The sequence below is a fragment of the Rhodoferax sp. OV413 genome (genome assembly GCF_945881795.1).
GTDB lineage: Bacteria > Pseudomonadota > Gammaproteobacteria > Burkholderiales > Burkholderiaceae_C > Allorhodoferax.
In genome coordinates this window covers 1-10,254 of sequence record NZ_CAMCVG010000078.1, presented here as the reverse complement: position 1 = coordinate 10,254, position 10,254 = coordinate 1, and the positions used below count along the sequence as shown (strand labels likewise).

Genomic DNA, 10,254 nt, shown 5'->3' with positions numbered 1-10,254 from the left:
TCAGCAATGGTTATTACCTGCCCAGGTTTGTCCGGTTCGAGGCGGCAGACCGGCCCGGCCTGAGCTGGAATTGGGCCGCTGCATTCAATACCCTGAACTGGCTGATGTTCCGCCAGCTCTGGCAGGCGGCGCTGGCCTATAGCGGCAGCATTGTGGCCGCAGCGCTTTTGGGGCTGGGCATAGGCAAACTAGTGTTCCAGTTTTCCGACGGCTTGCAGTGGGGCCTGCTGGCGGCCATCGTGGGGCTGACCGTGGTGGTGCCCGGCTTGAGTGGCAACGCTTTGTATTTTTTGGCAACGCGCGACCGGGTGCAAAAAGCGCTGGCCAAGCACCGGTCAGTGGCCGAGGCCTGCATTGATCTCCATGAGAAATCCAGCACCCGCAGGGGGCTCATCATGATTGCGATTGGCAACGCCGTGGCGCTGGGCATTGCGCTGCAGTCCTACGCGATGTTTACCGGCTTTGAGCCTCTTCCCTTTGGCAGCCCGGTTGGCACGCCACCAAGCGCGCCCGCCGCGGACGCAGCGAAGCCCGGCCTCAATGCAACGCCGGCCGCCGGCGAGGGGCGCAATGTTGCCAGCGGAAAAATTGAGTCGGGAGATGCAGCACCTGCTGCCGTACCAGCACCTCCCGCAGGTGCCGCCACCTCCACCGCGCCTGCTACTTCCCCAACCCCTGAAGCGCCAGCAATGTCTGTCGCACCCACGCCAACGCCAACGCCCGCCCCCGCACCTCCGCCCGCGTCGGCTCCCCCAATGTCCGGCAACACGGAAAAGCCTGCCGGGCCAGCCGCCCCCAAGCCGACCGTTTCAAAGCCAGCCGATTCGAAGCCAGCCGATTCCAAGGCGACCACGACCAAACCAGTCGCCGCCGCTCCGGTTCCCATGCCGGTGCCCATGCGCTCAGCGGCGGCTGATGCGGCGGCGCGGGAAGTGGCGGCGGCCATGGGGCAAACTTTGCCCGTGCAGCCCACACCTACCGGAAGTACCTCACCGACCGCAGCTAACGCACCCGCCACACCGACTACACCCGTTACACCATCCTCACCTGCCCCGCGCTCAACGCCAGCTACAGCGGCTCCCGCAGAAAAGGCGCAAGCCAGCCGTTTTGTGGTGAACGTGGGTTTGTTTTCAGACGCCAACGCCGCGCGCAACGCCTTGGTGAAGCTCTCCGATGCCGACATTCCAGTCATCCGCAGAGAGGTGCAAGCCGCCAGCGGCAACCGCACACTCTTACAGGCGGGGCCGTATGACACGGTGGCTGAGGCTGACGCGGCGGCTGCCAAGATGCGCGCCTTGGGCATTGAGGGGCGGGTTGCTACCCTGCCCTAAGGCTGAACAGGGAGAGGCGTTCAGGCGCTCACGGTGCCGTTGAATTGCTCGTGCAGAGCGTCTTGCCAGTGCACGACTTCCTTCTCGCTGACATGCAGGAAGTCCATGCACGCCTTGCCGTGCTGACTCCACTCCCCGTGTTCCTGCACGCCCTCGTGCGACAAAACCAGATGCTCTGCCAATAGTGACATGGCCACCAGCGTGCGCACCTTGGTCGGAATGTTTTCGTCGTGCAACACCGTGAAATCGTGGTGCAGGCGCACGGCATGGGCTACGTCGGGCGAGAGGCGCCAGGTCTTGGCCACGATGGCGCCGACCACCGCATGGTCGGTTCGGTGGTTGGCGTTCTCAAGCTCGATACTGGACCTGTCGGTCTGAACCTGCGCCAGCGCCATCGTCTTTTCGTAGCCCTTGATGCCCTGCATCATCACCGGAATGCCCACGTTGCAAAACAAGCCGCAGGTGTGGGCCACATCGGCATTCACGCCGTACATCTGGCGGGCAAGGTAGCCCATGGCGTCGGCGCGGCGAGAGGATGTTTCCCAGAAGTGCAACAGCAGTGCGGACTTGGATTTGATGGTCGTGCGCAGCAAAAAGCCGGTAAGCACCGACACGCTTTGCGAGATGCCCAATAGCGCCACAGCCTGGGCCACGGTGCCGGCAGGCTGAGCGCGCGCATACATCGGGCTGTTGGCCACCTTGATGAGTGCTGCGGCCATGGCGACATCGCGGGAGGCGATCTTGGCGATGGTGGACGGGTCCGGGTCTTCGCGATTCACCTCAACACGCAAGTCCGACAACAGGGCCGGGCAGGGCTCGATCACGATGTCTTTCAGCGGTCCGGCAACGCGTGCGGTTTCAATTTCGCGGTCAATTTCGGCAATGCGCATGGTCTCTCCTTAGCCCGGGCATTATGCAAAGAGTCATGTGACGGGCACGAGAAACTCCCGGCTGATGTGGGCACCCAGATCGTTCACCCGGTCAAGGAACTGCGTGAGGTAGGCATGCAGCCCGGTGGCCAGGATTTCATCGATGCGGCCGTATTGCAGCTCGGCACGCAGCTTGCCCGCGCGGCGCAGGGTTTCGCTGGTGGGATTGCTGGCCACCAGGGAAAGGTTGTTGACCACTTCATTCAGGCTGGCGTGCAGCGAGCGCGGCATGTCGGATTTAAGGATGAGCAGCTCGGCCACACGCTCGGGCTTGATGACGTCGCGGTATACCTTGCGGTAGACCTCAAAGGCAGAAACGCTGCGCAGTATGGCGCTCCAGTGGTAGAAGTCGTACTCCTGATCCTTCTCGCTGGCGGTGCCAAAAAAATCGCTCTGCAATGCGTGAAACTTCACATCCACCAGCCGCGCTGTGTTGTCGGCCCGCTCCAGAAAGGTGCCCAGGCGCATGAAGTGCAGGGACTCGTCCATCAACATGGTACCCATCGTCACCCCGCGCGAAAGATGCGAGCGGAACTTCACCCATTCAAAAAACTGCGAGGGGTCGCGCTCAAAGTCGCCGGTCCGGATCATGCGCTGCACTTCCAGCCAAGTGGTGTTGTGCGTTTCCCAGACCTCGGTGGTCAGCGCCCCGCGCACGGCGCGGGCGTTCTCGCGAGCCGCACTCAGGCAGGACACGATGGAAGACGGGTTGCTCGCGTCCTTGACCATGAAATCCATCACCTCGCGCGCCACAATCCGGCCGTGCTTCTGCTGGTACGGGTCGATCAACTCGCTGATCGACAGCAGGCCCTGCCAGCCCATCTGCGCCACGGCTTCAGACTGCGGCAGCAGTGAAGTCTGGTAATTCACATCGAGCATGCGTGCGGTGTTTTCGGCCCGCTCGGTGTAGCGGGACATCCAGAACAGGTGGTCTGCAGTTCTTGACAACATACGCTTCCTTAGGCCTCCAGAATCCAGGTGTCTTTGGTTCCGCCGCCCTGGCTGCTGTTGACCACCAGAGAGCCCTCCTTGAGGGCCACACGGGTCAGGCCACCGGGCACCATCTGCACGGTTTTGCCTGAGAGCACGTAGGGGCGAAGGTCAATGTGGCGCGGGGCGATGCCGCTTTCTACAAACGTGGGACAGCTCGAGAGGCTGAGCGTGGGTTGGGCAATGTAGCCGGCCGGATTAGCCACCAGCGCTCTGCGGAAGTCTTCCATCTCGGCTCGGGTGGCAGCGGGCCCCACCAGCATGCCGTAGCCGCCGGCGCCGTGCACCTCTTTCACCACCAAGTCTTGGAGGTGGGCCAGGGTATAGGCTAGGTCGTCCTTGTTGCGGCACATGTAGGTGGGCACGTTGTTCAACACAGGGCTCTCGCCGAGGTAGAACTCAATCATCCGTGGCACGTAGGGGTAGATGGATTTGTCATCGGCAATACCGGTGCCTACCGCGTTGCAGATGCTCACGTTACCCGCGCGGTAGGCATTGATCAAACCGGCGCAGCCCAGGGTGGAGGTAGGCCGGAAGACGGTGGGATCCAGAAAGTCATCGTCCACCCGGCGGTAGATCACGTCCACCCTGCGGGGGCCGCGGGTCGTGCGCATATAGACAAAGTTGTCTTTGACAAACAAGTCCTGCCCCTCGACCAGCTCCACACCCATCTGCTGGGCCAGGAATGCGTGCTCGAAATAGGCGCTGTTGTACATGCCCGGGGTGAGCACCACCACGGTGGGCTCGGCCGTGGTGGCGGGGCTGCTCTGGCGCAGGGTTTCGAGCAGCAAGTCGGGGTAATGGGCCACCGGCGCCACCCGGTGCGCGCTGAACAGGTCGGGGAAGAGCCGCATCATCATCTTGCGGTTTTCGAGCATGTAGCTCACGCCGCTTGGCACCCGCAGGTTGTCTTCGAGCACGTAGTACTCGCCACTGCCCTTGGCGCCGGGCGCCCGCACGATATCGATGCCGGCAATGTGCGAGTAAATCTGATGCGGCACATCGACCCCGACCATCTCGGGGCGGAACTGGGCGTTGCCCTCGATCTGATCCCGCGGCACGATGCCGGCCTTGATGATTTCCTGGCCGTGATAGACGTCGTGAATAAAGCGGTTGAGCGCATGGACCCGCTGCACCAGGCCCCGTTCCAAATCGGCCCATTCGTGGGCGGGAATGATGCGGGGAATAAGGTCAAACGGAATCAGGCGCTCGGTGCCGGAGCCGTCTTCGTCTTTCTCGCCGTACACCGCAAAGGTAATGCCGACGCGGCGGAAGATGAGTTCCGCTTCCTCGCGGCGCTTGGCCATCATGTCGCCGGGCTGGCGCGCCAGCCACTCGTCGTAGATTTTGTAGTGGTCTCTTATCTGGCTCCCCTGGCTGAAAAATTCATAGGGGAGCTGGGTATACATCTCGTCGAATTTCTGCATATCAAAGACCTCTTTGAACACCGTCCATGCAAACTTCGGGCCACAAAGCCTGCGCACCACTATGGCACATCGTGCCGCCCCTCGTTCGCCAGAACGTGACGCCAATAGTGAGGTTCTTCCTGCCGCATGCAGGCCACACCCTCGGGCGCGGCGGAGCGCCAGCGCGCCGCACCACATTGGGGCGAATTCAGCACCTGGATGCCCAGCTCTCGGTAGCGCTGCATGACCGGGGGCGCAGGGTGGCCGTAGCGGTTGCGGTAGCCGGCCTGCACCAGCGCCAGTCGCGGCTGCACCGCCTTCAGAAACTCCGATGTGCTCGAGGTCTTGCTGCCGTGGTGCGGTACCAGCAGCAGGTCGGCGCGCAGCTTGTCGGCCATGTCAGGCGAGCGCAGCAGGCGACGCTCCTGAGGGGCTTCGATATCACCGGTCAACAACGCGGTCTGCCGGCGGTTGCTGACGCGCAGCACGCAGGACAAGGCGTTGGACTTGGGCGGCGGGCTGGCGCTGTAGTCGGCCGCTTCGGGGTGCAGCAGCTCAAAGCGCACGCCGTCCCACTCCCATGCCATGCCCGCCTCGCAGCGGCTGGCGGCGCGCAGCTGCTGAAGCGGGTGCCCGGGCTCGATCGAGCTCAGCAAGCTTGCCTGCGGCTGCATGCCCAGAACGGCGGCGGCCCCACCCACATGGTCGGCATCGCGATGACTGAGCAGCACCATGTCCAGCCGCACATCCAACGCCTTGAGCAGCGGCAGCAGCACACGGTTGCCGGCATCGCTCTCCAGGCTGTAGCGCGGACCGGCGTCAAACAGCAGGGCATGGCCAGCCGTTTGCACCAGCACCGCGTTGCCCTGCCCGATATCGGCCGCCAAAACCTCAAACTCACCCGCAGGCGGCAGCGCCGGGCGCCACAAGAGCGCAGCCAGCACCGGCACCAGCCCCAGCGCGCGCAAGGCCGGGGGAAGCGGCATCACGATCAACACCCCGCCAAGCACCGCCAACACGCCCAGCTCCCAGGGCGGCAGGGGCAAACTTACCGTGGCCCAGGGCCAGGCGGCCAGCCACTCCAGCACCGCATACAGAAGCGTCACCGCGTCGCCCGCCAGCGCCCACAGCGGCGGCCACGCCACTCCCGCCATCGACAGAGGCGTCAGCACCAGCGTGACCCAAGGAATCGCAAAGAGATTGGCCACCAGCCCGACCAGCGACACCTGCCCGAACCACAGCAGCACCAGCGGCGATAGGGCCAGCGTGATGACCCACTGCTCACGCAGCATGCCGCCCAGCCCGCCAAGCACCCTTGCGGCGGATTGCCGGTAACCCGGATTTTTAGCATCAAAAGGGGCTCCAGCCCTCGCGCGCTCTGCGCCAGCAGCTCCTGAATAAATAGCAGAATTAGCGATGAAGAGAATCGTCACCGCCACAAAACTCAACCAGAATCCCGCCTGCAGCAGGGCCCAGGGGTCCCACAAAAGCACCACTACCGCCGCCCATAGCGCCACCCACGGCCAGGGCCAGCGCGCACCCACCAGCCGCAGCGTCACCACTGCGGCCAGCATCAGGCAGGTGCGTTGGGCGGGCACCCCCCAGCCGGCGAACACGGCGTAGCCGGTCGCCAGCATGAGCCCCATAAGCCAGCCGGCGCTGGATGCGGGTACCAGCTCACACAGCCGCACAGAGCGCCGCCACACACGCCCCACCACCGCCGTGGCCAGCCAGGCGAACATGGTGATGTGCATGCCCGAGATGCTGACCAGATGGCTCACGCCGGTGGCACGAAAGACATCCCAATCGCTGCGGTCGATGGCGCGCTGGTCGCCCACCACCAGCGCCGCCATCAGCCCGGCGGCGCGGTCGTCCGGCACCTGCTGGCGAATGCGCTCCCGCACCTCCTGCCGCGCCCGGGCCACCGGCGCGGTCCAGGTCTGGCCCAGGAGTTGCGGCGCCGGCGTGGCGGTGGAACGCACCGTGCCGGTGGCCTGCACGCCCTGCTCCCAGAGATAGAGCTCGTAGTCAAAGCCGTGGGGGTTGACGCTGCCGTGCGGCGCCTTGAGTCGCACCTGCAGGCGCCAGCGCTGGCCGGCGCTCACCTCGGCGGGTGGGCGCTGCGGCTCGGCGGAATCGGTTCGGGCGTTGTAGGTGCTGGTGTACCAGCCCAGATCGATCAGGGCAGGCAGCTGCACCCGCTGCCCGCCATCCAAGGCCTCTTCCACCGCAAAACGTATGCGGATGCCGGACTCGGAGAACTGCGGCATGTCGGCCACCACGCCGGTAAGCAGCAAGTCGCGCCCCTCCAGTGCGGGGCCCAGGGCCTGGCTGACAAAAATCACCGCCCGCAGGCCGGTCAGGCCCCAGGCAAAGGCTGCCGCCGCCACACCCACGGCCAGTTGGTGCCAGCCGTTTACTATTCTTTTGTGAGCAGCCAGCGCATACAGGACGGGCGCCAACAGCACAATCAAGAGATAAACCGGGGCCGGCGACAAAGCCGCCTGCTGCACCTGCAGGCCCACACCCGCCACCAGGCCGCAACCCAGAGCCAGCCCGGTGCGGGGCCAGAGCAGGATGCGGGCTGCGTTGAAAAGCATGGCGTCATGCTAATGCGCGGGTGTGGCAGTGCGGTGGGCGCCCCACCGAGCGGGCCGATGGCGCGGACCTTGCTTGAAGCCGGTGTCAAACCCGATGGTTACCATCCGATCAACTACCGAGACCGGCCCATGTCCATCCACGCTGCGCTGAATCACGTCACCCACTATTCCTACGATCGTCTGGTCACACTCGGTCCCCAAGTCATCCGCCTGCGCCCCGCGCCGCACTGCCGCAGCAAGGTCATCTCGTACTCGCTCACGGTGGAGCCGGCCACCCACTTCATCAACTGGCAGCAAGACCCGTTTGCCAATTACCAGGCGCGGCTGGTGTTTCCCGAAAAGACACGCGAATTCAAGGTGACGGTGGACCTGGTGGTGGAGATGGCGGTCTACAACCCGTTTGACTTCTTCCTGGAGCCGGCAGCCGAAAAGTTCCCCCTCCAGTACGACACGCTGCTGGCGCAGGAGCTTGCCCCCTACCTCGCCCCCCACATCGCTCCCCACATGGCCGGCAAGCCGCTCACGCCGAAGTTCAAAACCTTCCTGGAGGCTGTGGACCTCCGCGAGCGGCGCAGCATCGACTTTCTGGTCTACATCAACCAGCTGGTGCACCACGCGGTGGACTACACCATCCGCATGGAGCCCGGCGTGCAAACGCCCGAGGAGACCCTGACCCTGGGCAGCGGCTCCTGCCGCGACTCGGCCTGGCTTTTGGTGCAACTGCTGCGCCACTGCGGGCTGGCGGCGCGCTTTGTGTCGGGCTACCTGATTCAGCTCGCACCGGATGTGAAATCGCTCGACGGCCCCAGCGGCACCGAAGTCGACTTCACCGACCTGCACGCCTGGTGCGAGGTGTACCTGCCCGGCGCCGGCTGGGTGGGGCTGGACGCCACCAGCGGCTTGCTCGCCGGAGAAGGCCACATCCCGCTGGCCTGCACACCTCTGCCCAGCGGCGCAGCGCCCATTGAGGGCGGTGTGGACGAATGCGAGGTCGAGTTCGCGCACCAGATGCAGGTCACCCGCCTGCTGGAGTCGCCCCGGGTCACCAAGCCCTACACCCCCGAACAATGGGCCGATGTGATGGCACTGGGCGAGGCGGTAGACGCCGAGCTGGCGGCTGGCGACGTGCGCCTGACCATGGGCGGTGAGCCCACCTTTGTGGCGGTGGGCGACCGCGACGCCGCCGAGTGGAACACCGACGCCCTGGGCCCCACCAAGCGCGGCTTTGCCACGGAGCTGGTTCAAAAGCTGCGCGACGAATATGGCCAGGGCGGCTTTCTTCATTTCGGCCAGGGCAAGTGGTACCCCGGCGAGCAGCTGCCGCGCTGGGCCCTGAACATTTACTGGCGCGCCGACCAACAGCCGATCTGGAGCAACCCCGCCCTGTTCTGCGATGAACGCCAGCCCACCCGTTACACCTCCGAAGACGCCAGCCGCTTCATACGCAGGCTGGCCGGCACATTGGGCCTGAATGACGAGTTTGTGCAGCCCGGCTATGAAGACACCTGGTATTACCTATGGCGCGAGCGGCGCCTGCCGGTGAATCTGGATCCTTTCAACAGCAAGCTCGATGACGAGATGGAGCGCGCCCGCCTCTGCCGCGTGTTCGAGCAAAAGCTGGACGCGGTGGTGGGCTATGTGCTGCCGCTGCGGGTGGAGAGTGACGCCCCGAGCCTGGCCGGCAAGGGCGTTAACCCGAGCCTAGCCGGCTCGGGGTGGACTACCGGCCCGTGGTTCTTCCGCGATGAGCGCATGTACCTCACGCCTGGCGACTCGCCCATGGGCCTACGTCTGCCGCTGGACTCTCTGCCTTGGGTAAGCGAGGGCGATTACCCCTATCTGGTGGAACGCGACCCGACCGTAGCGCGCGAACAGTTGCCGTCGCATTCCGCGCTCGCGCAGCGCTACGCCGCCCACAGAATGCAAACAGCCACAGGCCAGGGCTCGGGCAAGGGCAAAGACGAGAGCGCGCAGGCCCCCGGCCGCCTGGAGTCGGCCCACTGGATCACCCGTACCGCGCTGTGTGTCGAGGTGCGCGACCCGCGTCGCGCCAGCGGCCCCAAGGCCGAAGCGGCGGGAGCCAAGTCGGGTGTCATGTACATCTTCATGCCGCCGCTGGAGCGGCTGGAAGACTATCTCGAGCTACTGGCAGCCATCGAGGCCACCGCGGCCGAGCAGCAGGTGCAAATCGTGCTCGAGGGCTACCCGCCCCCGCGCGACCCGCGCCTCAAGCTGCTGCAAGTCACCCCCGACCCCGGCGTCATCGAGGTCAACATCCACCCCGTCAGCCACTGGAAAGAGCTGGTCCACAACACCGAGTTCTTGTACCGCGCAGCGTTTGAATCGCGCTTGACAGCCGAAAAGTTCATGACCGACGGCCGCCACACCGGCACCGGCGGCGGCAACCACTTTGTGATGGGCGGCGCAACACCTGCCGACAGCCCGTTCCTGCGCCGGCCCGAGCTGCTGGCCAGCCTGTTGCTGTACTGGCACAACCACCCGTCGTTGAGCTACCTGTTCAGCGGCATGTTCGTGGGGCCCACCAGCCAGGCCCCGCGGGTGGACGAGGCCCGCAACGATCAGCTCTATGAGCTGGAAATTGCCATCGAGCAAATCTACAAAAGCCGCGAGGTCTATGGCCAGAACATGCCGCCCTGGCTGGTGGACCGCACGCTGCGCAACATCCTGATGGACGTGACCGGCAACACCCACCGCAGCGAGTTCTCGATCGACAAAATGTACTCGCCCGACTCTGCCACCGGCCGTCTGGGGCTGTTGGAGCTGCGCGCCTTTGAGATGCCGCCCCACCCCCACATGAGCTGCGTCCAACAGCTATTGCTGCGCGCGCTGGTGGCCCGATTCTGGAAGACGCCCTACCAGGCGCCACTCACCCGCTGGGGCACTGCGCTGCACGACCGCTTCATGCTTCCGACCTTCATCCAAATGGACTTTGACGATGTGATGGCCGACATGAACGCCGCAGGCTATGGGTTTGACG

At 64.8% G+C, this 10,254-nt stretch carries 6 protein-coding genes; 2 read left to right on the top strand and 4 right to left on the bottom strand.

What is annotated here, in order from left to right:
• Window positions 1-1,331: SPOR domain-containing protein (locus tag Q0O05_RS09650; protein ID WP_293662504.1), on the top strand; the 1,331-nt coding region annotated here is incomplete at its 5' end.
• Window positions 1,332-1,351: 20 nt separating this feature from the next.
• Here the strand turns inward: Q0O05_RS09650 and Q0O05_RS09645 are convergent.
• The 4 genes from Q0O05_RS09645 to Q0O05_RS09630 are packed head-to-tail and all read right to left on the bottom strand — an operon-like array spanning window position 1,352 to window position 7,256.
• Complete coding sequence (locus Q0O05_RS09645) at window positions 1,352-2,221, bottom strand: HDOD domain-containing protein (protein WP_293662503.1); 870 nt, start codon at window positions 2,219-2,221, stop codon at window positions 1,352-1,354.
• A 33-nt stretch (window positions 2,222-2,254) separates the two neighbouring features.
• Entirely contained in the window at window positions 2,255-3,211 is a 957-nt protein-coding gene (locus Q0O05_RS09640) for an alpha-E domain-containing protein (RefSeq protein ID WP_293662501.1), read from the bottom strand.
• A gap of 8 nt (window positions 3,212-3,219) precedes the next feature.
• A complete protein-coding gene (locus Q0O05_RS09635) occupies window positions 3,220-4,677 on the bottom strand; it encodes a circularly permuted type 2 ATP-grasp protein (protein WP_293662500.1) in 1,458 nt (485 codons plus the stop codon).
• Between the two features lie 59 nt (window positions 4,678-4,736).
• Complete coding sequence (locus tag Q0O05_RS09630) at window positions 4,737-7,256, bottom strand: DNA internalization-related competence protein ComEC/Rec2 (protein ID WP_293662499.1); 2,520 nt, start codon at window positions 7,254-7,256, stop codon at window positions 4,737-4,739.
• A gap of 129 nt (window positions 7,257-7,385) precedes the next feature.
• On the opposite strand from Q0O05_RS09630, the gene Q0O05_RS09625 reads away from it, so the two are divergent.
• Window positions 7,386-10,254 (top strand): transglutaminase family protein (locus Q0O05_RS09625; RefSeq protein WP_293662497.1); only part of this gene is annotated, 2,869 nt, incomplete at its 3' end.

Excerpts from the sequence above, each read along its gene's own strand:
- Q0O05_RS09645 (WP_293662503.1), bottom strand. The coding sequence starts at position 2,221 with ATGCGCATTGCCGAAATTGACCGCGAAATTGAAACCGCACGCGTTGCC.
- Q0O05_RS09640 (WP_293662501.1), bottom strand. The coding sequence starts at position 3,211 with ATGTTGTCAAGAACTGCAGACCACCTGTTCTGGATGTCCCGCTACACC.
- Q0O05_RS09635 (WP_293662500.1), bottom strand. The coding sequence starts at position 4,677 with ATGCAGAAATTCGACGAGATGTATACCCAGCTCCCCTATGAATTTTTC.
- Q0O05_RS09630 (WP_293662499.1), bottom strand. The coding sequence starts at position 7,256 with ATGCTTTTCAACGCAGCCCGCATCCTGCTCTGGCCCCGCACCGGGCTG.